Source organism: Stenotrophomonas maltophilia (assembly GCF_047782825.1).
Taxonomy (GTDB): Bacteria; Pseudomonadota; Gammaproteobacteria; order Xanthomonadales; family Xanthomonadaceae; genus Stenotrophomonas.
Window position 1 is genome coordinate 3,379,390 of the sequence record NZ_CP180589.1, and the last position, 23,088, is coordinate 3,402,477.

A 23,088-nucleotide genomic window follows, 5' to 3' on the forward strand; every position below is an offset into this window, starting at 1 on the left:
CGTTGACTTTGTATGTGCGGTCGCAGCATCGCAACGACCCTCCGCCACCAGTTTGCCCCATCCACCCCCGGTCGCGTCACCACGGCGCTTAGACCATGGTCGAAAGTCGGCGCCCAGCAGGCCCGGGTTCGACCAATGGCGAATACCGCTATACATAAACGCCCCGCAGTCTCGGCTCGACCGTGCCCCACGCGCGGCATCACCTTGCCACTTGGGAGAGAGGGCAACATGAGCCACCGTACGTTGAAAGCCGTGCGCAAACCTTTGGCGGCCTGCCTGCTGGTCGCCCTGGTCGCACCGGGCATGGCGTTCGCAGAGACCGCCAAAGAGAAAGCGCTGGAAGCACGCGTCGCCGAACTGGAACGCCAGGTCCAGGCGCTGCTGTCTTCGCAGCAACAACAGCAGACCCAGATCGTGCAGACCCAGCAGGCGGTCACCGAAGTCCGCACCGTGCAGGCCGAGCAGAAGCCGGTGGCACAGGTGCCGGCCGGCAAGCAGCCGATCCAGGTCACCACCATCACCCCGGGCGCCGCGCCGGGCACCACGGTCAAGATCGGCGGGTTCATCAAGGCCGACTTCCTGGCCACCCAGACCGGCGATGGCCAGCTGGCCGACGACGCCACCGGCCGCGCGCTGTACCTGCCGGGCCAGACCCCGGTGGCCGGTGCCGGCGGCACGGGCAAGCGCTCGGACGTGGACTACAACGCCCACGCCAAGTTCTCGCGCTTCAACATCGGCATCGACAACGTCAGCGAATCGGGCAACAAGTCCGGCGCGATGTTCGAAATGGACTTCTTCGGTAATTCGCTGGGCAACCAGACCGCCACCAACACCTACGGCGTGACCCTGCGCCACGCCTACATGTACTGGAACAACTGGCTGGCTGGCCAGACCTGGTCCAACTTCATGGATGCGGCGGCACTGCCGGAAGCGGTCGACTTCGTCGGCCCGACCGACGGCGTGATCTTCGTCCGCCAGGCCCAGGTGCGCTACACCCAGGGTGGTTTCAGCGTCGCCCTGGAAAACCCGGAAACCACCACCCTCACCGGTACCCGCAACCCGGTCACCGGCGCCTGGACCAACGCCAGCGCCAACTCCGACCGTGGCAGCCTGCCCGACCTGACGATGCGTTATGGCTGGAAGGGCGACTGGGGCACCTTCGGCGTCGGCGGCATCGTCCGCCAGCTGAAGGTCGACAACCAGGCCACCGGCGCCAAGGCCGACAAGGTGGCCGGCGGCCTGACCCTGGGCGGCAAGTGGGTGATGGGCGGCAACGATTCGCTGCACTACCAGCTGACCGGTGGCGAGGGCATCGCCCGCTACATCGGCCTGGGCGTCACCGCGGATACCGCCTACGACATCGCCCGCGACGAGCTCAACCCCACCGGCGTGCTTGCCGGCTACGTGGGCTGGCGGCATGCGTTCACGCCGAAGCTGCGCACCAACCTGATCTACGCCCGCAGCGACTACGACAACGATGGCAGCCTGGGGCCGCTGGTCACCAAGAGCGTGCAGAGCATCCGCGGCAACATCTTCTACACGCCCATGCCCAAGGTCGATATCGGTGCCGAGTACATGTACGGCGTGCGTGAGATCGAGGACGGCCGCAAGGGTGACATCAACCGTCTGCAGTTCACCACGAAGTACAGCTTCTAAGAGTGTGCCGGCCAGCGGCCGGCACCTACCACATTGAGTGCCGACCACGGTCGGCACCTACCAACAACGATTGCTTCGGAGGGGAAGCATCTCATGTCCAGCACACCCGGTACCGCGCACAACGCCGCGGGCAGCCTGACCCAAGGCCATAAAAAGGTCATCTTCGCATCGAGCCTCGGCACGGTGTTCGAGTGGTATGACTTCTTCCTGTATGGCTCGCTCGCGGCCATCATCGCCAAGCAGTTCTTCAGTGGCGTCAACGAAACCACGGGCATGATCTTCGCCCTGCTGGCCTTCGCTGCCGGCTTCTTCGTGCGTCCGTTCGGTGCGGCCTTCTTCGGCAGCCTCGGCGACCGCATCGGCCGCAAGTACACCTTCCTGGTCACCATCCTCATCATGGGCATCTCGACCTTCCTGGTCGGCGTGCTGCCCAACTACGCCTCGATCGGCTTCGCCGCACCGGTGATCCTGATCATCCTGCGCCTGGCCCAGGGCCTGGCGATGGGCGGTGAGTACGGCGGTGCCGCCACCTACGTGGCCGAACATGCACCGGACGACAAGCGCGGCCTGTACACCAGCTTCATCCAGTGCACCGCCACGCTCGGCCTGTTCATGTCGCTGCTGATCATCCTGGCCTGCCGTTACTTCCTGGGCAACGAAGCCTTCGAAGCCTGGGGCTGGCGTATTCCGTTCCTGGTCTCGATCCTGTTGCTGGGCGTGTCGGTGTGGATCCGCCTGCAGCTGAGCGAATCGCCGCTGTTCCAGCAGATGAAGTCCGAGGGCAAGGGTTCCAAGACGCCGTTCCGTGACAGCCTGAAGGGCGGCAACCTGAAGCTGATGCTGCTGGTCCTGCTGGGTGCGGCGGCCGGCCAGGCCGTGGTCTGGTACGGCGGCCAGTTCTACGCGCTGTTCTTCCTGAGCAGCATGCTGAAGGTCGATGCCACCACCTCCTACCTGCTGATCGCCGCCGCGCTGGCGCTGGGCGTGCCGTTCTTCATCTTCTTCGGCTGGCTGTCCGACCGTATCGGCCGCAAGAAGATCATCCTGGCCGGCTGCCTGCTGGCCGCCGTCACCTACATCCCGATCTTCAAGGGCCTGACCCACTTCGCCAACCCGGCCATCGAAGAAGCCCGCAGCAGCTCGCCGGCCTTGGTCGTGGCCGATCCGAACACCTGCTCGTTCCAGTTCGATCCGGTGGGCCTGCGCAAGTTCACCAGCTCCTGCGACGTGGCCACCGCCGCGCTGACCAAGGCGGGCGTGCCGTATGACGTGCAGCCGGCGGCCGCCGGTTCGCTGGCCATGGTGAACGTGGGCAGCGCCAGCGTCACCTCGTACGAGGCCGCCGGCCTGACCAAGGAAGACGGCAAGGCCAAGGCCGATGCCTTCGGTGCCGAACTGAAGGCCGCCCTGACCAGCGCCGGTTACCCGGCCAAGGCCGATGGTTCGCGCATCAACTACGCCGGCACGATCTTCATGCTGTGGCTGCTGGTGCTGTACGTGACCATGGTCTACGGCCCGATCGCCGCCTACCTGGTCGAACTGTTCCCGACCCGCATCCGCTACACCTCGATGTCGCTGCCGTACCACATCGGCAACGGCTGGTTCGGTGGCTTCCTGCCGGCGATCTCCTTCGCGCTGGTGGCCGGTACCGGCAACCTGTACTACGGCCTGTGGTACCCCATCATCATCGCGCTGATGTCGGTGGTGATCGGTGGTCTGTTCCTGCGTGAAACCAAGGACGTGGATATCACCAAGTAAACGGTGGGTTCAATGCAATGAAGAAAGGCCGCGGTGAAAGCCGCGGCCTTTCTGTTTGTGGGGCTCTGACCCCAATCGCAGAACCTGCTACTCCGAGCATCCATCGCTCAGTTCAAACTTTCGCCTCGAGAACTCCTTGATGCAGAACAGGCGTTGTTCACTCTCATCGCCTGCCTTCCCGATCTGCCCGCGCAACTGGTCGGCGCCTGGGCAACGCGCAGCGTGAGCGACAATGAGGTTGCACACAGGAACAAACGGGAAGTGCACGTCAGGGCGTGGAATGTTCAGCTTCTCGTCCCAAGCTTCGAACGGAAAGAGCATATGTAGCAACCCATCTGCCGCCTCGTCCTCGCTTGGTCGCGTGAGGGCGACATCCGGCGCATCCCTGAGCAACGCCGTATAGGCGTCCAGGAAGCGACGGCCGTGCCGATCATGCTCCGCCGGTGTCCTCGCCTGCCGCAAGGCGGCGTAATAGGGGAAAAGGCTGCCTACATCGGGCCGGCTGCAGGTCACGCCGGACGAACGTGAGTTGCCATTGATGGGGATCTGTACATGGCAGGTCGTACGTTCGAGTCTCTCTGAAAGTGCCTCGAGCACCCTGAAAATACTGGCGCCGGATGTGGCATCGCCCTCAAGCTCGCCGACGACGGCGGCCAGGGTATCGCCCACCAACGGGATGTGTTCGCGCTCGGCGTTCAGGCCGGCTGCCGTGACATCAACGGACTGCTCGCTGGCATCGGAAGCTCCGGCTGTGAGAAGACATCCGATCAGAAGTGCATGTGCGCGTCGCATCTACGTATGTTATTGCGGGGTGGGACACTACCTTCAGCGCGCTAACGTCGTGCGGCAATGAAACAAGTACGAATCTATACATCAGCCCAGTACTTGATCGTATCGGTGCGAGGTGACGTATCCAGCCACACGGAACAGGGAGATTTCCAGCCAGACCCGCCAAACTTTGACGCAAACGGCCCGAATTACCTTTGCAGCTCAGTGCGCCCCATAGCATGGGCGATTCATCGAATCGGATCGGGACATGCGCAGCGTACTTCTTGCGGCGATCATCACTGTCTCAGCGTCAGCGGCCGATGCAGAGACGCATGTGGCTGCCGACGGCGCGGCACCGCAGGGAAGCCTGCGAGTCGAGGAACGATCGCCCGTGATCAAACAACTATGCGAGACAGACAAGGTCTGGCTGTCCTGGAACAACGCCGTACCAGAGGCAACATTGGTGACCTGCGATTGCAGATGCACATCGCATGACAACTCAGGTTGGCTTGTCGAGTGGCAACCGGAAGACGACACCTATCGGGTACACCGCGTCTCTCTGGGCAAGGTTTTCAGTCCCACGGAGTTCCATCGGGCTGGTGCGCGGATCCAGGACATCGTCTCGTCGCATCCGTGGTGTTCATCCGCCAAGCCGAGCATGCCGACGAATGCCGTGTTTGTGACGTTGGTGAAGCAGCCAGCGGGGGCGGGCGATGAGCCCTACTGCTTTACGCCGCACTTCTTCGTAGGTGATCCAAACGCCCCCCTGAGAAGAACTCCAGTATCGGGTGAACTGTTCTCCGATTTGCCCGAAGCAGAATCAGCAGTGATAGCGCGGGAGGTCCAGATGCTGCGTGACTGGAGGCGAGAGTTTGCGCCTGAGTAGGGCCTTGGTGCCCGCGGACAAGAAATGAGGGCGATACATTATGGAGTTTCAGTGATGATTGTTTTGAAGCGCGTAGTGCTGGCATCTCTTGCCGGCCTACCTCTGCTCTTGTCTGCCTACGATGTGGAAGCCAGTGCGATTTATGGCGTCAATCACACCCACTGGGCGATCAATCGTTTCAGTGTCGATGGTCGTTCAGCCGTTGACATCATTGGCCCATATCAAGGCGGCGGTGGAGGGTGCTGCTACGGCGCACCAGAGCGCTGGTATCAGGGACTGACGGTACGGGTTGACTGGGAAACGGGTGCTGGTAGCGCAATGGATTTTCCTGGGACAGAAGATTGGCCAAAATTTTTGGCTTGGGAGAAGAAGATCCTCGCGCAGAAGCGCAGGCACAGCAAAGTCGTCCCCGTACCGGATTACACCGACCAGAAAGTCTGCGGCATAACCGTGCACTTCCTGCCCTGCGATGAGATTCAGGTCACCACCTCCTGTTATGCCTATGGCAGCCCCGAGTACCCGATCAAGATCCCGCTTGAGTTGCCAGAGCCGCAGTCGTGCCCGGCAGAATCTACCGATCAGCAGAAGGCGTAGTGACGGACGGGGTTGCATCAAAGGGTGAATGCACGCGAGGCGGCGGGAAGGTGACCGAATGAGACCCTGTCCCACCGCGTGAAGGTTGGCATGCGAGCCAAGCACGGCTCGACCCTACAATCGGCCTATGACCACCACCGCCCCAGCCGACCTCCCCGCCATCCTGCAGACCCTGCGCAGCACCTGGCAGGCCCAGCGCCCTTCGCTTGACCAGCGCGACGCCGACCTGCGTCGCCTGCGCGAGGCCTTGAAGCCGCGGCTGGATGAAATGGCCCAGGCCATCGCCGAGGACTTCGGCCACCGCGCCCACGTCGAATCGAAGCTGGCCGATGGCATGAGCGTGCTGTCGGCCATCGACCACCAGCGCCGCCACCTGCGGCGCTGGTCGAAGCCGCAGCGGGTCGGTGCAGGCTGGAAACTGTGGCCGGCGCGCGCGCAGCTGCGGCCGACGCCGCTGGGCGTGGTCGGGGTGATCTCGCCCTGGAACTACCCGGTCACCCTGGCACTCGTGCCGTTGGCCACTGCGATTGCCGCCGGTAACCACGTGCTGCTGAAACCTTCCGAACACACGCCGCGCACCAGCGCGTTCCTGGCTGACCTGCTGGCCAGTGTGTTCCCGCCCGATCGGGTGGCGGTGGTACAGGGCGGGGCGGATGTGGCCGCAGCGGTGTCGTCGCTGCCGCTGGACCATCTGCTGTTCACCGGTTCGACGGCCGTAGGCCGCAAGGTGATGGCCGCCGCCGCCGAGCATCTGGTGCCGGTCACCCTTGAACTGGGCGGCAAGTCGCCGGCGATTGTCTGCCGCGATTTCCCGCTGGACACCGCCGCCGCGCGGCTGGCCACCGGCAAATGGTTCAATGCGGGGCAGACCTGCATCGCGCCGGACTACGTGCTGATCGACACCGCGCGCCAGCGCGAGTTCGTGCAGGCGCTGCAGCAGCAGGTGCGCGAGCGCTATGGCGATTTCAGCGAAGCCGGCGATTACACCCGCATCATCAACGAGGGTCAGTACCAGCGCCTGCAGGGCTATCTGGCGCAGGCGCGCGAGCGCGGCGTGCCGGTCATTCCGCTGGCGCAGGTGGATGATGCGCGTGCCGATCGTGAGCGCCTGCTGGTGCCGACCGTGGTGCTGGACCCGCCGGACGACCTGGACCTGATGCGCGAGGAGATCTTCGGGCCGATCCTGCCGGTGCGGGCCTACCCGGACCTGCAGGCGGCGCTGGCCGACGTGCTGTCCCGCGACCGCCCGCTGGCGCTGTATCCCTTCAGCCATGACACGGCGACGGTGGAGCGTATCCTCGGCCAGGTGGTGGCCGGCGGGGTGACGGTGAATGACACGCTGCTGCACTTCGCCGCCGATGGTCTGCCGTTCGGCGGGGTAGGAGCCAGCGGCATGGGTGCATATCACGGGCAGGCGGGGTTTGATGCGATGAGCAAGCTGCTGCCGGTGCTGTGGCAGTCACGCTGGGCGGCCAGTGACCGGCTGCGGCCACCGTATTCGAAGATCGCGGGGTTGTTGAAGCTGCTGGTTCGGTGACGCCATGCGGGCACGCTCACCTGTAGAGCCGAGCCCGCGCTCGGCTGCCTTTTGTCGTTCAACCGCAGCCGAGCGTGGGCTCGGCTCTACAAGGCAACCCAGGCCAACCCGGGTAGAATGCCCCCATGAAAATCGCCTCGTGGAACGTCAATTCGCTCAATGTCCGCCTGCCGCACCTGGAGCAGTGGCTCAAGGATTTCGGCCCGGACGTCGTCGGTATCCAGGAAACCAAGCTGGAGGACCACAAGTTCCCCGATTCGGCGCTGATCGCGGCGGGCTACCGCAGCGTGTTCGCCGGCCAGAAGACCTACAACGGCGTGGCCCTGCTGTCGCGTGAGCCGGCGCAGGACGTGCAGATCGGCATTCCCGGCTTCGAGGACGAGCAGAAGCGCGTCATCGCCGGTACCTTCGGCGATCTGCGGGTGATCAACCTGTACGTGGTCAACGGCCAGGACGTCGGCACCGACAAGTACGACTACAAGCTGCGCTGGCTGGAAGCGGTGCATGCGTGGATCGCGCAGGAGCTGCAGCGCCACCCGAAGCTGATCGTGATGGGCGACTTCAACATCGCGCCGGACGCGCGCGACGTGCACGACCCGGAGGTGTGGAACGAGAACCACATCCTGACCTCCACCGCCGAGCGCGGCGCGCTGGAAAAGCTGCTGCAGCTGGGCCTGCACGATGGCTTCCGCCTGCACAATGACGAGGCGGGCACCTTCAGCTGGTGGGATTACCGTGCCGCAGGCTTCCGCCGCAACCTGGGCCTGCGCATCGACCTGACCCTGGTGTCCGACGCGCTGAAGGCCAGCGCCGTGGCTTCGGGCATCGACCGCGAGCCGCGGACCTGGGAACGCCCCAGCGACCATGCGCCGGCGTGGGTGCAGCTGGGTTGAAACGGTAGCGCCGGGCCATGCCCGGCGAGCGCAGCGGCGGCAGACAGACGCCGGGCATGGCCCGGCGCTACCCCTCAGATCACCGTATGCTCTTGCGGGTGAACAGGTTGACGATGGCCAGCAGGATGACCGCGCCGATCAGCGAGAACAGGAACGTGCGGATCGTAATCGCTTCGTTGATGCCGCCGCCGAACAACCAGCCGGCAATCAACGCGCCGACGATGCCGACCACGATGTTGAGGATGATGCCCTGCTGGGCGTCGCGTCGCATGATGATGCTGGCCAGCCAGCCCACGATGCCACCCACGATCAGCCAGATGATGATGCCCATGAACGTGACCTCTGGAAGGGAACGCGCACAGTTGACCCGCAGCGCCGTGAACCCGTCGTGCAATCCCGTGACGGGCGCGTGCGGATGAGCCTGCCAGCCACCCTGGACGGCCCCTGGCGCTTCGGCCCGGTGACAGTGTGGCGCTGCCCGCACGTGCCCGGCCAGCGCGGCGAACCGCAGGCCCGGCAGGTGCTGGCCCAGGCCCTGGGCGGCGAACCGGAGGCCCTGCCACTGGTGCGCGATGACAAGGGCCGGCCCGAGCTGGCCGGCGCGCTGGCCCACTACGGCACCGGCTGGAGCCACAGCGGCGAGGTGCTGCTGGTGGCGCTGGGCGAGGGCGTGCGGCTGGGCGTGGACCTGGAACTGCTGCGCCCGCGCGCGCGCATCCTGGAAATCGTCCAGCGCTTCTTCCACCCCGCCGAAGTGGCCTGGCTGGAGGGGCTGGACGTGGCCGAGCGCGAACACTGGTTCTTCCGCCTGTGGTGCGCCAAGGAAGCCCTGCTGAAGGCGCATGGCCAGGGCATCTCCTTCGGTCTGCACCGCCTGCAGCTGGCCCCCGGCAGCGACGGCGCCCTCCACCTGCACTGGTGCGACGCCGAACTGGGCCAGGCCGAGCGCTGGCACCTGCACGAGTGGCAGGCCAGCGGCCAGTTCCGTGCCGCTTTGGCCTGGTATCCACACTGAAGCGGGGAACCGGCAGGCAAAACCGGCGATAATGGCCGCATGAGCGAACACGATCTTCCCGCCGGCGCGGTCTCCACGCTGGAACAGGGCCTGGCCAGCATGGGCCTGGCGGCCGCATTGGCGCCGCCGCTGCTGCGCTACCTGGCGCTGCTGCACCGCTGGAACGGCACCTACAACCTCACCGCCATCCGCGACCCGCAGGAAATGGTCACCCGCCACCTGCTCGATTCGCTGGCGATGCAGCCGTTCGTGGCCGATGGCAGCCTGGCCGATCTCGGTACCGGCCCCGGGCTGCCGGGCATCCCGCTGGCCATCGCCTGCCCGGGCCTGCAGGTCACCCTGGTGGAAAGCAACGGCAAGAAGGCGCGCTTCATGCGCGAAGCCGTACGCCAGCTGGGCCTGGCCAATGCGCGGGTGGCCGAATCGCGTGCCGAGGCGCTGGATGAGCCGGGCCGCTACGACCAGCTGACCGCACGTGCGATGGATACCCTGGCCGGCATCGTCCGCGTCGGTGGCCACCTGCTGCGCCCCGGTGGCGTGCTGCTGGCCATGAAGGGGGTCTACCCGCATGACGAGATCGCGGCCCTGCCGGCAGGCTGGCAGGTGCGCGAGGTGGCCCCGCTGAGCGTGCCCGGCCTGGCCGGCGAACGCCATCTGGTCACCGTTACAGGCCCCTGAACCCCGCCGCCAGCCCTTTGCGGAACAACGGGTTGGCGATCCATGATTTCCGCACGGGGCCGGTTGTACGCATAATGACCGGTCCCAGCACACGTCGACGAGGCACACCCGCATGGCCCGCATCATCGCCATCGCCAACCAGAAGGGTGGCGTCGGCAAGACCACGACCGCCGTCAACCTGGCCGCTTCCCTGGCCAACGCACCCAAGCGCGTGCTGTTGGTCGACCTGGATTCGCAGGGCAACGCGACCATGGGCAGTGGCGTGGACAAGCGCGAGCTGGTCGCCTCCACCTACGATCTGCTGCTGGGCGAAGCCAAGGCCGCCGATGTGCGCGTGGCCACGGCCGAAGGCTATGACCTGCTGCCGGGCAACATCGACCTGACCGCCGCCGAGATCCAGCTGATGGCGCAGGAAGAGCGCGAGCAGCGGCTGAAGCGCGCGCTGGCGCCGATCCGGGAAGAGTACGACTACATCCTGATCGACTGCCCGCCGGCGCTGTCGCTGCTGACGCTCAACGCGCTGGCCGCCGCCGATTCGGTGCTGGTGCCCATGCAGTGCGAGTACTACGCGCTGGAAGGCCTGAGCGCGCTGGTGGAAACCATCGAAGCGCTGCGCACCAACCTCAACCCGGCGCTGGAAATCGAAGGCGTGCTGCGCACCATGTTCGACGTGCGCAACAACCTGGCCAACGCGGTGTCGGCTGAACTGACCGAGCACTTCGGTGACCGCGTGTTCCGTACCATCGTGCCGCGCAACGTGCGCTTGGCCGAGGCGCCCAGCCACGGCCAGAGCATCGTCGGCTACGACCGCGCCTCGCGCGGTGGCGTGGCCTACCTGGGCCTGGCCGGCGAGATCATCCGCCGCAACAACGACCGCAACAAGGCCGCCAAGGCCGTGGAGATCGCCTGATGACCAGCAAGCCTGCCGCCAAGAAGCGAGGCCTCGGCCGCGGACTGGACGCCCTGCTGGGCCCCAAGGGCGCAGCCAGCCAGGTGCAGGCCACCACTGCGGTCATCGAACCCCTGCCGGGTGAAGTGCTGCGCAAGCTGGCCGTCGGCCAGCTGCAGCCGGGCAAGTACCAGCCGCGCCGCGAGATGGACGAAGGCAAGCTCTCCGAGCTGGCCGATTCGATCAAGTCGCAGGGCGTGATCCAGCCGATCCTGGTGCGCCAGCTGCCGGCGGGCAACTACGAAATCGTCGCCGGTGAACGCCGCTGGCGCGCTTCGCAGCTGGCCGGGCTGGACGAAGTGCCGGTGGTGGTGCGCGAGCTGGAAGACCGCACCGTCATCGCGATGGCGCTGATCGAGAACATCCAGCGCGAAGACCTCAATCCGCTTGAAGAAGCCGAGGCGCTGCAGCGCCTGATCAGCGAATTCACCCTGACCCATGCCGAGGCCGCCGAGGCCGTCGGCCGCTCGCGCGCGGCGGTGTCCAACCTGCTGCGCCTGCTGGAGCTGCCGGTGGCCATCCGCCTGCTGCTGGAAACCCGCCGCCTGGAAATGGGCCACGCCCGCGCGCTGCTGACCCTGGCCCCGGAACTGGCCGGCAAGCTGGCCCAGGAAGCGGCCGATGAAGGCTGGTCGGTGCGCGAGGTCGAGCGCCGTGCGCAGGCCTTCGCCGCCGGCAAGGTGCCGAGCAACCGCCCGGTGGCCACGCCGAAGGTGCAGCAGGCCGACATCGCCTCGCTGGAAACCGAGCTGTCCGAATCGCTGGGCACCAAGGTGGCGATCAATCATGGCCGCGGCGGCAAGGGCAAGCTGATCATCCATTACACCGATCTGGACACCCTGGACGGCGTGCTGGAAAAGCTGCGCACCCGCCAGGGCTGAGCGCGGCGCAGCAACCGGGGCGGGGCCTGTTCCTGCCGCGTCCCGTAGATGACAGGGAACGCACCGCCGCGCGCGCCGGGGGATGCACTGCTCTCCGGCCCGTGGCTTCATCCAGGGAGAAGGACATGAGCAACGAACACGACGATTTCAGCCCGGGCGGCAGCCCGATCCTGGTGCACAGCCGCCAGAAGGAATTCACCCCGCCGCAGGGCGAAGAACACATCGAGGCGATCGGCGCGCACATCGAGCGCCATCTGGGCCCGGTGTCCGGTGTCTTCCACGAGATCATCTCCGACCTGGTGCACATCGACGTGCACGTGGTCCCGGCCAGTGACCACTGCCCGTACCTGCGCCTGGTCACCTCCGGCATGAGCGACCTGCCGATGACCGTGCCAGCCGAGGTGGACGCGGACGTACCGCGCTACATGGAGCTGATGGTGACCCTGCCGGCCGACTGGCCGATGACCCAGGACGCCTTCGAGGACGAGCGCAATTACTGGCCGGTGCGCCTGCTGAAGAGCATGGCGCGGCTGCCGCACGAGTACGACACCTGGCTGGGCTCCGGCCATACCATTCCCAACGGCCATCCCAGTGAGCCCTACGCGCCGGGCGTGGGCTTCGATGGCGCCATCGTGCTGCCGCCGGTGACCGCCCCGGAAGCATTCGCCACGCTGGAACTGGACGACGGCAAGACCATCAGCTTCATGACCCTGGTCCCGCTGTACCCGGAAGAGATGGACCTGAAGCTGAAGAAGGGCGCCGAGGCGCTGCTCGACCGCTTCGATGCGAAGAAGATCCAGGATGTGATCGAACCGGGCCGCAGCAACGTGGCGAAGAAGCGTTTCGGTTTGTTCTGAGACCGGTAACATCAGGGGCCTGAACTTCGCTTCCAGGCCCCTGCCATGACCATCCTGCTCACCGGCGCTGCCGGCTTCATCGGTGCCTACACCGCCCGCGCGCTGCTGGAGGCCGGCCAGGCCGTGGTCGGCCTGGACAACTTCAACGACTACTACGACCCGCAGATCAAGCGCGACCGCGTGGCCGCACTGTGCCCGGCGCTGGACCTGCGCACCCTGGACCTGACCGACCAGCAGGGCCTGGCCGCACTGTTCGACGAAGTGCAGCCGACGGCGGTGATCCACCTGGCCGCGCAGGCCGGCGTGCGCTATTCGCTGGAAAACCCGCACGCCTACGTCGACAGCAACCTGGTCGGCTTCGTCAACATGCTGGAGCTGTGCCGCCACCGGGGCGTGCAGCACCTGGTCTACGCCTCCAGCAGTTCGGTGTATGGCGATTCGGCCACCCCGCCCTTCTCCGAAGACCAGCGCGTGGACCAGCCGCGTTCGCTGTACGCGGCCACCAAGGCGGCCAACGAGCTGATGGCCTACACCTATGCGCAGCTGTACGGCCTGCATGCCACCGGCCTGCGCTTCTTCACCGTGTATGGCCCGTGGGGCCGGCCGGACATGGCGCCGCTGCTGTTCTCGCGCGCGGTGCTGGCCGGGCGCCCCATCGACGTGTTCAACGAAGGCCGCATGCAGCGCGACTTCACACATGTTTCCGACATCGTGGCCGGTATCCTCGGCGCGCTCGCGCACCCGGCCGATGGTCCGGTGCCGCACCGGGTTTTCAACCTCGGCAACCACACGCCGGTCGAGCTGGAGCGCTTCATCGGCGTGATCGAGCAGGCCGCCGGCCGCCCCGCGCAGAAGGTCTACAAGCCGATGCAGCCGGGCGACATGGTGCGCACGATGGCGGACGCCCGGCGCGCACATGACGCATTTGGCTTCGACGCGGTCACCCCCATCGAACAGGGTCTGCCGCCGGTGGTGCAGTGGTGCCGCGAGTACTTTGGCGATCGCGCCTGAGGACGGATCCTCACACAGCCGGATTCATCTTCGGATAACCTCGGCTTCGGACAATGCGCGGTCTTTGTTTCCCTCTTGGCCGAGTGACCCATGAGCCACCCCGAGCTTTCCGTTGTCGTCCCGGTGTTCAACGAGCGCGACAATGTCGCCCCGCTGGTCGGCGAGATCGTGGCCGCGCTGCGCGGCCGTCTGCCGTTCGAGATCATCTATGTGGACGACAATTCCCGCGATGACAGCCTGGCTGTGCTGCAGGGCCTGAAGGCCAGCACGCCCGAACTGCGCGTGCTGCACCATGTCAGCCAGAGCGGGCAGAGCACTGCGGTGCGTACCGGCGTGCGCAACGCCCGCGCGCCGTGGATCGCCACCCTCGACGGTGACGGCCAGAACGACCCGGCCGATATTCCGAAGCTGCTGGACGCGCGGCAGAGCGCCGATGCCCAGGTGAAGCTGTTCGCCGGCTGGCGCGTCAACCGCCAGGACAGCGGCAGCAAGCGCTGGGCCAGCAAGTGGGCCAACGCCATCCGCGCGCGGATGCTGCGCGACGACACACCCGACACCGGCTGCGGCATCAAGTTGTTCGAGCGCGAGGCCTTCCTGGATCTGCCGTACTTCGACCACATGCACCGCTACCTGCCCGCGCTGATGCAGCGCGCCGGCTGGAAGACCACCAGCGTGCCGGTCAACCACCGCCACCGCACCGCCGGCGTGTCCAAGTACAACAACCTGGGCCGCGCCCTGGTCGGCATCCGCGATCTGCGTGGCGTGGCGTGGCTGATCACCCGCAGCAAGCGCACGGCGGTGGAGGAGCGTTGATGGACCTGGAGCTGCACTGGCTCGACCAGCCGCTGACCTGGCTGTTCTGGACCGGCCTGCATGTCACCGGCTGGAAGCTGATCGGCTACACCGGTGCGCTGATGTTCGGCGGCCGCTGGCTGGTGCAGTTCGTGGCCTCCAAGCGCGCCGGCAAGCCGGTCATCCCGCGCCTGTTCTGGTACATGAGCGTGGTCGGCAGCCTGATGACCCTGAGCTACTTCCTGTTTTCAGCCAAGCAGGACTCGGTGGGCGTGCTGCAGAACCTGTTCCCGGCGTTCACCGCGCTGTACAGCCTGCAGCTGGACATCAAGCACCGCGGCTGGAAGCGGGACAAGGCCAGCCACTGAGGGCTTGAGGGGTCGGATCCCTTTCCGCAGGAAAGGGCTCTGACCCCGTCCGGATGCCCGGCGCATCCACGCATGGCGTGGATCTACTGCATGTTCGTTGGTAGCGCCGGGCCATGCCCGGCGGCTGTGGGATGACCGCCAACGTTGGCCGCGCTGCGCGCTCGCGGGGCATGGCCCCGCGCTACCGCGCGCCTTCGGCGCTGGGGCCCCGGCCTGCGGCCGGTTCCCGGTCCTGCCTGCGCTGCAGGCAGGACCTTCGTCCCATGCCACGGGCTGTCCTGCGGTGCCATCATCGGGGTCTGCCTTCCCGGGAACCTGTGCTCGTGAAAACCCGTCTTGCCGTAGCCCTGCTGCTCGCCCTGTCCGCCCCCACCGTGGCCCTGGCCGCCGCGCCCACCGCCACTGCCGCACCGGCCAGCATGGCCACCGAATCGCCTGCCGACGCCGCCTTCCGCGCGCTGTACGAGAAGGAATGGAAGTGGCGCCAGGATGGCGGCGGCGAGGCCAGCGAGGACGAAGACGCCCCGGCCAACGCCACCCGCATGCCCGACGTCGGCCCGGCCGCGCAGCAGGCGCGCCTGAAGGTGTGGGACGAGACCCTCGCCGCGCTGAAGAAGATCGATCCGAAGACCCTGTCGCCCGACAACCAGGTCAACTACGCGATCTACCGCGACCAGGTGTTCAACCTGGCCGAAGAAGTGCGCCTGCGCGGCTACGAGATGCCGTTCAACGCCGACTCCTCGTTCTGGTCCAACCTGTCCTTCATGGCCCGGCGCGAGATGAAGACCGCGCAGGACTACCAGAACTACATCGCGCGCTTGAACGATGTGCCGCGCTACTTCGGCCAGCAGACCGAGAACATGCGCGCCGGCCTGAAGCGTGGCTTCAGCGTGCCGCGTGCGGTGCTGGATGGCCGCGAGGTGTCCATCGCCACCGTGGCCGAGCTGAAGGACCCGACCGAATCGCCGCTGTACGCGCCGTTCAAGAAGCTGCCCAACAGCATCCCGGCGGCCGAACAGGTCAAGCTGCAGGCGCAGGCGCGCGCGGCGATCAGCGGCAAGGTGGTGCCGGCGTTCCAGCAGCTGCGCACCTTCTTCGTCAACGAATACGTGCCGCAGGCGCGCACCACCCTGGCCGCTGAAGCCATGCCGGACGGCAAGGCGTACTACAGGCAGCAGATCCACGAATACACCACGCTGGACCTGTCGCCGGACGAGATCCACCGCATCGGCCTGGATGAAGTCGCACGCATCCAGAAGGAAATGAACGACATCATCAAGCAGGTGAAGTTCAAGGGCAGCTTCGCCGAATTCCTGACCTTCCTGCGCACCGATCCGCAGTTCTACGCCAAGACCCCGGAAGAGCTGCTGTCGCGCGCCGCGTGGATTTCCAAGCGCGCCGATGGCCAGCTGGGCAAGTACATGACGCTGCCGCGCGCGCGCTTCACCATCGTGCCGGTGCCGCCGGATATCGCGCCGTTCTGGACTGCCGGCCGTGGTGGCATGGGCACCTACTGGCTCAACACCTACAACCTGCCGTCGCGCCCGCTGTACAACCTTCCGGCGCTGACTCTGCACGAATCCGACCCGGGCCATGCGCTGCAGGGTGCCATCGCCGCCGAGCAGAAGGACCTGCCCGAGTTCCGCCGCAACGCCTACATCTCCGCGTATGGCGAAGGCTGGGCGCTGTACTGCGAGAAGCTGGGCGTGGAAATGGGCATCTACGAAACCCCCTACGAGGATTTCGGCCGCCTGACCTACGAAATGTGGCGTGCCGCGCGCCTGGTGATCGACACCGGCGTGCACAGCAAGGGCTGGAGCCGCGAGCAGGCACTGGCCTACCTGCGTGACCACACCGCGCTGAGCGAACATGAAGTGACCACCGAAGTGGACCGCTACATCTCCTGGCCGGGCCAGGCGCTGAGCTACAAGCTGGGCGAGATCGCCATCGTTCGCCTGCGCGCGCAGGCCGAGAAGGAGCTGGGTGACAAGTTCGACATCAAGGGCTTCCACGACACGCTGCTGAAGCAGGGCTCAGTGCCGTTGCCGGTGCTGGAACAGCAGATCCAGGCGTACATCGCCGAGCGCAAGAAGGCCTGACCGGCGTGTGATCGGGTCAGAGCCCCGTCCGTTGGGCGGGGATCCGACCCGGTCATGGGGTCGGATCCCTTTCCTGTGGAAAGGGATCCGACCCCCAACCTCACCCCACCGCCCGCGGCTTGGCCACGCGCGCGGCAAACGTCGGCAGCACCAGCAGGGTCAGCACGGTGGCGGTGATCAAGCCACCGATCACGACCGTCGCCAGCGGCTTCTGCACTTCCGCACCGGAGCCGCTGGCAATCGCCATCGGGATGAAACCGACGATCGCCACCAGCGCCGTGGTCAGCACCGCGCGGATACGGCTGGACGCACCATTGATCGCGGCCATCATCGGCACGTCACCGGCGTCCAGACGCTCGCGGATCGCCTGCATCAGCACCAGGCCATTGAGCGTGGCGACGCCGGATACGGCGATGAAGCCTACCGCGGCCGACACCGAGAACGGCATGCCACGCAGCAGCAGGGCGAGGATGCCGCCGACCAGCGCCAGCGGTACGCAGCTGAACACCAGAACGGCTTCCTTGCCGCTGCGCAGGGCCATGAACAGCAGGCTGCCGATCAGCAGGAACACCACCGGTACCACCGTCGCCAGCCGCTTCTCCGCGCGCTGCAGGTTCTCGAACTGACCGCCCCAGGTCAGGTAGGCACCCGGCGGCAGCGCCACGTCGGCCACCGCAGCCTGCGCCTCGCCGACGAAGCCGCCCAGATCGCGACCGCGCACGTTGGCCTGCACCACCACCCGCCGGCTGCCATTGTTGCGGCTGATCTGGTTCGGCCCTTCGCTGACGCTGATGCGCGCGACCGAGGACAGCGGAATCACCACACCGGCCGGCGTGGCGATTGGCAGCGAGGCCAGCTGATCCGGGTCGTTGCGTGCGCTGTCATCCAGCCGCACCACCACGTCAAAGCGACGGTCGCCCTCGAAGATCTTGCCGGCTGCCGTGCCGCCGATGCCGGTGGACAGCGCATCGCTGACGTCCGCGGCGGTCAATCCGTACTGCGCCGCCGCCACGTGGTCGATCGCCACGTTGAGCGTGGGCAGGCCTGAAATCTGCTCCACGCGCACATCGGCCGCACCCTCCACCGCACGCAGTTTCAACGCCACCTGGTCGGCCACCTTCTGCAGCTGGCTGAAGTCATCGCCAAAGATCATCACCGCCAGGTCGGTACGCACGCCGGAAATCAGCTCGTTGAAGCGCAGTTCGATCGGCTGGCTGAACTCGAAACTGTTGCCCAGCTGCTGCCCGGCCAGCTTTTCAAAGCGCGCCACCAATGCCTCCTTGTCCAGCTTCGGATCGGGCCAGTCCTTGCGCGGCTTCAGCACGATCACGCTGTCGGAGATATTGGTCGGCATCGGGTCGATGGCCGCCTCGGCGGTACCGGTACGCGAGAACACGGTCTCCACTTCCGGCTGCTTGGCGATTGCCTTTTCCAGTGCCAGCTGCATCGCCAGTGACTGCTCCAGCGAGGTCGACGGCACGCGCAGGGCCTGCATCGCCACGTTGCCTTCGTCCAGCGTCGGCATGAACTCGCGGCCCAGCAGCGAGAACGCGCCGATGCCCACCACCACCATCATCACTGCACCGGCCAGCACCGTGCGCGGATGCGCCACGGCCTTGCGCACCACCGGCTCGATGCGCGCGCGCAGCATGCGGATCAGCTTGGTTTCGTGCTCGCCATCGTAGGCATGGGCCTCGCTGTCCTTCAGCTTTGGCTCGCGCACCAGCAGTGCGGCCATCGCCGGCACGAAGGTGAAGGAGAAGATGAAGGCACCGACCAGGGCCAGCATGAAGGTCGCCGCCATCGGGTGGAACGTCTTGCCCTCCACGCCTTCCAGAGTGAGTATCGGCGCGAACACCAGCAGGATGATCAGCTGGCCGAAGGCCGCCGGGCGCGCCATCTTCATTGCCGAATCGGCGGCCACGCGCAGGCGTTCCATCGCGGTCAGCGCACGGCCCAGTTCGGCGCGGCGCTGGCCCAGCATCAGCAGCGTCGATTCGACCACGATCACCGCACCGTCCACCAGGATGCCGAAATCCAGCGCACCCAGGCTCATCAGGTTGCCGCTGATGCCGAAGCGGTTCATGCCGATCACCGCGAACAGGAACGACAGCGGAATCACCAGCGCGGTGATGGTGGCCGCACGCAGGTTGCCCAGCAGCAGGAACAGCACCACCACCACCAGCAGCGCACCTTCGGTGAGGTTCTTGGCCACGGTCTTGATGGTGGAATTGACCAGCACGCTGCGGTCCAGCACCGGTGCGGCCACGATGTCGGCCGGCAGCGATTTGTTCACCTGTTCCAGGCGTGCGGCCGCGGCCTGCGCCACGGTGCGGCTGTTGCCACCGGCAATCATCAGCGCGGTGCCGAGCACGGCCTCGTGGCCGTTGCGGCTGGCCGCACCCAGACGCGGCGCGCGGCTCAGTTCCACGGTGGCCACATCGGCCACGCGCACCACCACGCCATTGCGGGTGGCCACCGGCGCCTGTGCCAGATCGTCGGTGGCCAGCGCCAGGCCATCGGCACGCACCACCAGGCCCTCGCCGGCACGCTGCACGAAACCGGCGCCGGCCTGCACGTTGGAACGCTGCAGGGCAGTGACCAGGTCGGCCAGGCCGAGGCCGTGTGCGGCCAGCCGCGCGCTGTCCGGATGCACGCCGTATTCCTTGACGTAGCCGCCGACAGTATCGACACCGGCCAGCCCTGGGCTGGAGCGCATCTGCGGCGCGATGATCCAGTCCTGCACGGTGCGCAGGTAGGTCGCGCGTTCCTCCGGCGTGCGCAGCAGGTTGCCTTCCGGTGTGCGGTAGACCTCACCGGCCTGCCAGCCGGCTTCACCCGGCTTGGCCAGCTTGGCTGGATCGAACGTGGTGAAGTCCACCGTCCACATCAGCACTTCGCCGAGGCCGGTGGTGACCGGCGAAAGCATCGGTGATGCACCATCGGGCAGGTCTTCCGACGCTTCGCGCATGCGTTCGGCCACCTGCTGGCGTGCGAAGTAGATGTCGGTGGCATCGGTGAAGATCGCGGTGACCTGCGAGAAGCCATTGCGCGACAGCGAACGCGTGGTGGTCAGGCCGGGGATGCCGGCCAGCGCGGTTTCCAGCGGATAGGTCACCTGCCGCTCGATCTGCTCGGGCGTCAGTGCCGGTGCCACGGTGTTGATCTGCACCTGGCGGTTGGTGATGTCCGGTACCGCATCGATCGGCAGCTTGCCGAGCTGGAACAGGCCTACGGCGGCAACGAGTGCAGCCACGGCCACGACCAGCCAGCGGTGGCGTACCGCGGTTTCAATGATGAGCTTGAACATGGAAGGTCCTCAGTGCCCGTGCTCGGCTTCGCCCTTGGCCAGTTCGGCCTTGAGCAGGAACGCGTTGGCGCCGACGATGCGTTCGCTGCCGCTCAGGCCACCGAGGATCTCGATGCGGTCGCCGGCGCGTCGGCCGGCCAGCACCGGTTGCACCTTGAAGCCGCCCTCGACGGCGACGAATACCGCGCTGCTGCCATCCACGTTCTGCACGGCATCGGCCGGCACGCTCAACGCGCCATCCTTGCCGTCGGTGACCACTACTGCAGACACCGGCGAACCAGCTGGCGGCAATGCGGCATTGACCGGCGTGGCACGGATTACCGCTACGCCGCCCTGCTGACGCACATCGGCGGCCGAACCGGTGACGGTGGCACTGAAGCTGCCGCCCGGCACGCTCACTTCCAGCGTCATGCCCGGGCTGACCTGCGCGGCCAGCGCCGGCGGTGCGGTGAACACCAGCTCGTTCATCGACGGATCGGCGACGTCGGCCACCGGGCTGCCGGCCGCCACCACGCCACCCGGCGTGACCTGCACGTTGCCGACGATGCCGGCCACCGGGCTGGTGATGCGCACGCGGCCGCTGCTGTCGGGTGAACCGTTGGCGGCGGCCTGTGCCTGTGCGGCCGCGGCCTGCGCCTGCGCCGCCAGCGAGCGCGCGCGTGAGGTTTCCAGTTCCTGGCGGGCGACCACGCCCTGCTCGACCAGCGCCTTGTCGCGGCCATGGGCCAGGCGCGCCGCCTCGGCTTCGGCAGCGGCGGCAACCGCATTGGCGCGGAACACCGCCGCTTCGCCGCTGACCACGATCGCCAGCGCCTGGTTCTGCTTCACTGCGGTGCCGGGTGCGACCAGCACGCGCTCCACACGCCCGGTCACGGTGGAGGCGACCGATGCACGCGCACCGATCGAAGGTTCGACCCGGCCGGACAGCCGCGTCGAACCGCCGCCGCCGCGGCCGACGGCGACCACGTCGATGCCGGAAGCCTTGATCTGCTCGGGCGTCAGCTGCACCACGCCTTCGTCAGCGTCGGGCACCTTGCGTGTTTCGGCCTTGGCTTCGGTACTGTCAGCGGCGTGGCCATGGCCATCGTCGGCTGCTGCCTTGCGGGCGGCATCCGATGCGTCCGGGTTCTGTGCGTTGCCGGAGCAGCCAGCCAGCACTACGGTCAGCAGCAGGCCACCAACCAGGGGGAAAGAACGGGACAGGTTCATCGGGCCTCCACAAAAGGTGCGCGCCCTTCGAGGCGGGCGAGATCGATTTCCGCGCCGACGCGCGACAAGCGCGCGTCCACGGCGGTGCCGCGGGCGGCGATGAGTGCACTGCGGGTGCTGCGCAGCTCCAGCTGCGAGATGCGTCCGGCGTCGAAGCCGACGCGGGCCAGGCGATAGGCTTCCTCGGCCGCGACCACGCTTTCGTCGGCGGCGCGGGTACGGCTGCCGGCGGCCTTCAGGCCTGCCACCGCCGACAACCGTTCCGCTTCGCTGTCGCGACGCTGCTGGTCCAGCCGCGCCTCGGCCGCGCGCTGTTCGGCACTGGCGGCGCGGATGCCACCACGATTGCGATCGAACAACGGGATCGAGAGGCTGACGCCCAGCGTATAGGCCTGTTCGCGGTCCTCGCGGAAACGTGTCTGCGCGGCCGTGACGCTGAGGTCGGGCAAGGCACGCTTGCGCTCCACATCGACCAGGCGACCGGCCGCATCAACTTCGGCTTCGGCGACACGCACGGCCAGTGCCACATCGGTGGCGCCTCGGGGGGCCGGCGGTGTGCGGTCGAGCAGGCTGTTGTCGATGGTCTGCACCGGTGCATCCAGCAGGGCCGCACCGGCCAGGCGGGCCAGTGCGGCATCGCGGAAGGCCAGCGCCTCGTCCAGCGCGGCGCTGGCATTGGCCACTTCGCTTTGTGCCTGCACGGCGCGCAACTGTGGCTCGCGCCCGTGCTTGACCATGGCGTTGACTGCCGCCGCGTCGTCGCGGGTGAGGGTCAGCGCTTCGTCGGCAAGGCTGTAGCGACGCAGGGCGCTTTCCGCCTGTGCGTAGATCGCCGCCAGCTGGCTGGCGACATCGCTGCGGCTCTGCGAACCGCGCAGGGCAGCGGCCTGTGCCTCGGCGCGGGCCGCGCGGACGCGCGCGCCACGCTGACCCCAGACCTCCAGCGGCTGGGACAGGGTAAGCACGGTGTCGGCCCTGCCCATGCCGCCGTAGGAGCCGGTGCCCCAGGCATTCTCGGCCGAGTAGGACAGGGAGGGGTTGGGCAGCGCCCGGGCCTGGTCGGCACGGGCGTCGGCCGCCTCGGCCAATGCCGCGCCGACACGGGTGCCTGGCAGCTGGTCGAGACGTTCCAGCAGGGTGTCATACGAAGGTGCGGCTTGTGCGGCGACCTGTGCGGCGGGCATCAGGCCCAGCAGCACGGCGACGACCAGCCCGGTCGCGCGCGGCGACCGACGTGTCAGGATCAACATAGGGGATTCCGGTTGTGAGTGAAACGGGAGCCCGCGATTGCGGGACGCGCTCAACTCACGCCCGGGGTGGACGTGCCAGTTCGTCCTGGGCGACCGCATAGGTCGCCGCGTCGCCTGCATTCATCCAGCGCGCCGGTTGCGGCGTGCCAAAGGCGGCGAAGGTGCTCGCCGGCAGGCTCAGGTTGGAGTGGTGGCAGTGGTTATGGCTGCAGGCAGCGGTGTGCTTGCCGTCGTTGTCACTGCCACTTTCACCGTCGGGCTCTTCGGCAGCCGACTCCACATGCACCACCGTGCTGTCATGTGGTTCCACCGCACACGCCAGAACATCGGCCACCGGCACGACCACGAATGCCGCCATCAGCAGCATCAGCAGGTACGAACGAAGGTGGCGGGCGATCCGGCGCATGGAGGGGAGGCTAGCAAGCGGTTTTCGGTGGATACAATATCAATGGCCACCTCGGGAATTCGTCGGAACCTGCCGTTCAGGTGCGCGGCGCACGGCACTGCTGCTCTGGTAGGTGCCGACCTTGGTCGGCACGCCTTTGGGGTCGGACACCGGGATGCGCGTCTGTAGAGC

At 66.9% G+C, this 23,088-nt stretch carries 21 protein-coding genes; 15 read left to right on the forward strand and 6 right to left on the reverse strand.

Annotated features, from left to right (window positions below; translation table 11 throughout):
* The first annotated feature begins 228 nt into the window (after positions 1 to 228).
* The gene (locus ACM2ZB_RS15600; RefSeq protein WP_416056115.1) at positions 229 to 1,656 is read left to right on the forward strand and encodes a DcaP family trimeric outer membrane transporter; all 1,428 of its coding nucleotides are present in this window, start codon (positions 229 to 231) and stop codon (positions 1,654 to 1,656) included.
* Between the two features lie 93 nt (positions 1,657 to 1,749).
* The gene (locus ACM2ZB_RS15605) at positions 1,750 to 3,414 is read left to right on the forward strand and encodes an MFS transporter (protein WP_416056116.1); all 1,665 of its coding nucleotides are present in this window, start codon (positions 1,750 to 1,752) and stop codon (positions 3,412 to 3,414) included.
* An 87-nt stretch (positions 3,415 to 3,501) separates the two neighbouring features.
* Here ACM2ZB_RS15605 and ACM2ZB_RS15610 read toward each other — a convergent pair whose 3' ends face one another.
* Positions 3,502 to 4,206, reverse strand: coding sequence for a hypothetical protein (locus ACM2ZB_RS15610; RefSeq protein WP_416056117.1), 705 nt, complete (start codon positions 4,204 to 4,206; stop codon positions 3,502 to 3,504).
* Between the two features lie 244 nt (positions 4,207 to 4,450).
* Here ACM2ZB_RS15610 and ACM2ZB_RS15615 point away from each other — a divergent pair, with 244 nt between their 5' ends.
* From ACM2ZB_RS15615 to xth, 4 genes are all read left to right on the forward strand, one after another.
* Positions 4,451 to 5,068, forward strand: coding sequence for a hypothetical protein (locus ACM2ZB_RS15615; protein ID WP_416056118.1), 618 nt, complete (start codon positions 4,451 to 4,453; stop codon positions 5,066 to 5,068).
* Between the two features lie 54 nt (positions 5,069 to 5,122).
* The gene (locus ACM2ZB_RS15620; protein WP_416056119.1) at positions 5,123 to 5,662 is read left to right on the forward strand and encodes a DUF3304 domain-containing protein; all 540 of its coding nucleotides are present in this window, start codon (positions 5,123 to 5,125) and stop codon (positions 5,660 to 5,662) included.
* 127 nt (positions 5,663 to 5,789) lie between these two features.
* On the forward strand, positions 5,790 to 7,199 hold the full coding sequence (locus ACM2ZB_RS15625; protein WP_416056120.1) for a coniferyl aldehyde dehydrogenase: 1,410 nt from the start codon (positions 5,790 to 5,792) through the stop codon (positions 7,197 to 7,199).
* A gap of 125 nt (positions 7,200 to 7,324) precedes the next feature.
* On the forward strand, positions 7,325 to 8,092 hold the full coding sequence (gene xth / locus ACM2ZB_RS15630) for an exodeoxyribonuclease III (protein ID WP_416056121.1): 768 nt from the start codon (positions 7,325 to 7,327) through the stop codon (positions 8,090 to 8,092).
* A gap of 79 nt (positions 8,093 to 8,171) precedes the next feature.
* Here the strand turns inward: xth and ACM2ZB_RS15635 are convergent, their stop codons facing one another.
* A complete protein-coding gene (locus ACM2ZB_RS15635) occupies positions 8,172 to 8,423 on the reverse strand; it encodes a GlsB/YeaQ/YmgE family stress response membrane protein (protein ID WP_416056122.1) in 252 nt (83 codons plus the stop codon).
* A gap of 84 nt (positions 8,424 to 8,507) precedes the next feature.
* Here ACM2ZB_RS15635 and ACM2ZB_RS15640 point away from each other — a divergent pair, with 84 nt between their 5' ends.
* The 9 genes from ACM2ZB_RS15640 to ACM2ZB_RS15680 all read left to right on the forward strand — a co-directional run bounded on the left by ACM2ZB_RS15640 (position 8,508) and on the right by ACM2ZB_RS15680 (position 16,742).
* Complete coding sequence (locus ACM2ZB_RS15640) at positions 8,508 to 9,107, forward strand: 4'-phosphopantetheinyl transferase family protein (protein ID WP_416056123.1); 600 nt, start codon at positions 8,508 to 8,510, stop codon at positions 9,105 to 9,107.
* 99 nt (positions 9,108 to 9,206) lie between these two features.
* The gene (gene rsmG, locus ACM2ZB_RS15645) at positions 9,207 to 9,785 is read left to right on the forward strand and encodes a 16S rRNA (guanine(527)-N(7))-methyltransferase RsmG (protein ID WP_416058565.1); all 579 of its coding nucleotides are present in this window, start codon (positions 9,207 to 9,209) and stop codon (positions 9,783 to 9,785) included.
* Positions 9,786 to 9,897: 112 nt separating this feature from the next.
* Positions 9,898 to 10,695: a ParA family protein gene (locus tag ACM2ZB_RS15650; RefSeq protein ID WP_313436487.1), complete on the forward strand. Its 798-nt coding sequence runs from the start codon at positions 9,898 to 9,900 to the stop codon at positions 10,693 to 10,695.
* Positions 10,695 to 11,615, forward strand: a complete 921-nt coding sequence (locus ACM2ZB_RS15655) for a ParB/RepB/Spo0J family partition protein (protein WP_079224318.1) — start codon at positions 10,695 to 10,697, stop codon at positions 11,613 to 11,615. Before ACM2ZB_RS15650 ends, ACM2ZB_RS15655 begins: the two co-directional genes overlap by 1 nt.
* A 125-nt stretch (positions 11,616 to 11,740) precedes the next feature.
* A complete protein-coding gene (locus ACM2ZB_RS15660; RefSeq protein WP_416056124.1) occupies positions 11,741 to 12,472 on the forward strand; it encodes a suppressor of fused domain protein in 732 nt (243 codons plus the stop codon).
* A gap of 45 nt (positions 12,473 to 12,517) precedes the next feature.
* The gene (locus tag ACM2ZB_RS15665) at positions 12,518 to 13,483 is read left to right on the forward strand and encodes an NAD-dependent epimerase/dehydratase family protein (RefSeq protein WP_416056125.1); all 966 of its coding nucleotides are present in this window, start codon (positions 12,518 to 12,520) and stop codon (positions 13,481 to 13,483) included.
* Between the two features lie 90 nt (positions 13,484 to 13,573).
* Positions 13,574 to 14,296, forward strand: coding sequence for a glycosyltransferase family 2 protein (locus ACM2ZB_RS15670; protein ID WP_416056126.1), 723 nt, complete (start codon positions 13,574 to 13,576; stop codon positions 14,294 to 14,296).
* The gene (locus tag ACM2ZB_RS15675) at positions 14,296 to 14,643 is read left to right on the forward strand and encodes a lipid-A-disaccharide synthase N-terminal domain-containing protein (RefSeq protein ID WP_416056127.1); all 348 of its coding nucleotides are present in this window, start codon (positions 14,296 to 14,298) and stop codon (positions 14,641 to 14,643) included. Before ACM2ZB_RS15670 ends, ACM2ZB_RS15675 begins: the two co-directional genes overlap by 1 nt.
* A 323-nt stretch (positions 14,644 to 14,966) precedes the next feature.
* Positions 14,967 to 16,742 carry a DUF885 domain-containing protein gene (locus ACM2ZB_RS15680; protein WP_416056128.1) on the forward strand — a complete coding sequence of 592 codons (1,776 nt, stop codon included), beginning with the start codon at positions 14,967 to 14,969 and terminating at the stop codon, positions 16,740 to 16,742.
* A gap of 100 nt (positions 16,743 to 16,842) precedes the next feature.
* On the opposite strand, the gene ACM2ZB_RS15685 is transcribed toward ACM2ZB_RS15680, so the two are convergent.
* The 4 genes from ACM2ZB_RS15685 to ACM2ZB_RS15700 are packed head-to-tail and all read right to left on the reverse strand — an operon-like array spanning position 16,843 to position 22,917.
* Positions 16,843 to 20,052, reverse strand: a complete 3,210-nt coding sequence (locus tag ACM2ZB_RS15685; protein ID WP_416056129.1) for an efflux RND transporter permease subunit — start codon at positions 20,050 to 20,052, stop codon at positions 16,843 to 16,845.
* A 9-nt stretch (positions 20,053 to 20,061) separates the two neighbouring features.
* Positions 20,062 to 21,261 (reverse strand): efflux RND transporter periplasmic adaptor subunit, encoded by a 1,200-nt coding sequence (locus ACM2ZB_RS15690; RefSeq protein ID WP_416056130.1) that lies wholly within the window; start codon positions 21,259 to 21,261, stop codon positions 20,062 to 20,064.
* On the reverse strand, positions 21,258 to 22,511 hold the full coding sequence (locus ACM2ZB_RS15695) for a TolC family protein (protein WP_416056131.1): 1,254 nt from the start codon (positions 22,509 to 22,511) through the stop codon (positions 21,258 to 21,260). The genes ACM2ZB_RS15690 and ACM2ZB_RS15695 overlap by 4 nt, the downstream gene beginning before the upstream one ends.
* Positions 22,512 to 22,566: 55 nt before the next feature.
* On the reverse strand, positions 22,567 to 22,917 hold the full coding sequence (locus ACM2ZB_RS15700; protein WP_416056132.1) for a hypothetical protein: 351 nt from the start codon (positions 22,915 to 22,917) through the stop codon (positions 22,567 to 22,569).
* Positions 22,918 to 23,088 lie beyond the last annotated feature (171 nt).

Bases quoted from the DNA above. Each gene is read 5' to 3' on its own strand.
- ACM2ZB_RS15600 (WP_416056115.1), top strand. From the start codon at position 229: ATGAGCCACCGTACGTTGAAAGCCGTGCGCAAACCTTTGGCGGCCTGC.
- ACM2ZB_RS15605 (WP_416056116.1), top strand. From the start codon at position 1,750: ATGTCCAGCACACCCGGTACCGCGCACAACGCCGCGGGCAGCCTGACC.
- ACM2ZB_RS15610 (WP_416056117.1), bottom strand. From the start codon at position 4,206: ATGCGACGCGCACATGCACTTCTGATCGGATGTCTTCTCACAGCCGGA.
- ACM2ZB_RS15615 (WP_416056118.1), top strand. From the start codon at position 4,451: ATGCGCAGCGTACTTCTTGCGGCGATCATCACTGTCTCAGCGTCAGCG.
- ACM2ZB_RS15620 (WP_416056119.1), top strand. From the start codon at position 5,123: ATGATTGTTTTGAAGCGCGTAGTGCTGGCATCTCTTGCCGGCCTACCT.
- ACM2ZB_RS15625 (WP_416056120.1), top strand. From the start codon at position 5,790: ATGACCACCACCGCCCCAGCCGACCTCCCCGCCATCCTGCAGACCCTG.
- xth (WP_416056121.1), top strand. From the start codon at position 7,325: ATGAAAATCGCCTCGTGGAACGTCAATTCGCTCAATGTCCGCCTGCCG.
- ACM2ZB_RS15635 (WP_416056122.1), bottom strand. From the start codon at position 8,423: ATGGGCATCATCATCTGGCTGATCGTGGGTGGCATCGTGGGCTGGCTG.
- ACM2ZB_RS15640 (WP_416056123.1), top strand. From the start codon at position 8,508: ATGAGCCTGCCAGCCACCCTGGACGGCCCCTGGCGCTTCGGCCCGGTG.
- rsmG (WP_416058565.1), top strand. From the start codon at position 9,207: ATGGGCCTGGCGGCCGCATTGGCGCCGCCGCTGCTGCGCTACCTGGCG.
- ACM2ZB_RS15650 (WP_313436487.1), top strand. From the start codon at position 9,898: ATGGCCCGCATCATCGCCATCGCCAACCAGAAGGGTGGCGTCGGCAAG.
- ACM2ZB_RS15655 (WP_079224318.1), top strand. From the start codon at position 10,695: ATGACCAGCAAGCCTGCCGCCAAGAAGCGAGGCCTCGGCCGCGGACTG.
- ACM2ZB_RS15660 (WP_416056124.1), top strand. From the start codon at position 11,741: ATGAGCAACGAACACGACGATTTCAGCCCGGGCGGCAGCCCGATCCTG.
- ACM2ZB_RS15665 (WP_416056125.1), top strand. From the start codon at position 12,518: ATGACCATCCTGCTCACCGGCGCTGCCGGCTTCATCGGTGCCTACACC.
- ACM2ZB_RS15670 (WP_416056126.1), top strand. From the start codon at position 13,574: ATGAGCCACCCCGAGCTTTCCGTTGTCGTCCCGGTGTTCAACGAGCGC.
- ACM2ZB_RS15675 (WP_416056127.1), top strand. From the start codon at position 14,296: ATGGACCTGGAGCTGCACTGGCTCGACCAGCCGCTGACCTGGCTGTTC.
- ACM2ZB_RS15685 (WP_416056129.1), bottom strand. From the start codon at position 20,052: ATGTTCAAGCTCATCATTGAAACCGCGGTACGCCACCGCTGGCTGGTC.
- ACM2ZB_RS15690 (WP_416056130.1), bottom strand. From the start codon at position 21,261: ATGAACCTGTCCCGTTCTTTCCCCCTGGTTGGTGGCCTGCTGCTGACC.
- ACM2ZB_RS15695 (WP_416056131.1), bottom strand. From the start codon at position 22,511: ATGTTGATCCTGACACGTCGGTCGCCGCGCGCGACCGGGCTGGTCGTC.
- ACM2ZB_RS15700 (WP_416056132.1), bottom strand. From the start codon at position 22,917: ATGCGCCGGATCGCCCGCCACCTTCGTTCGTACCTGCTGATGCTGCTG.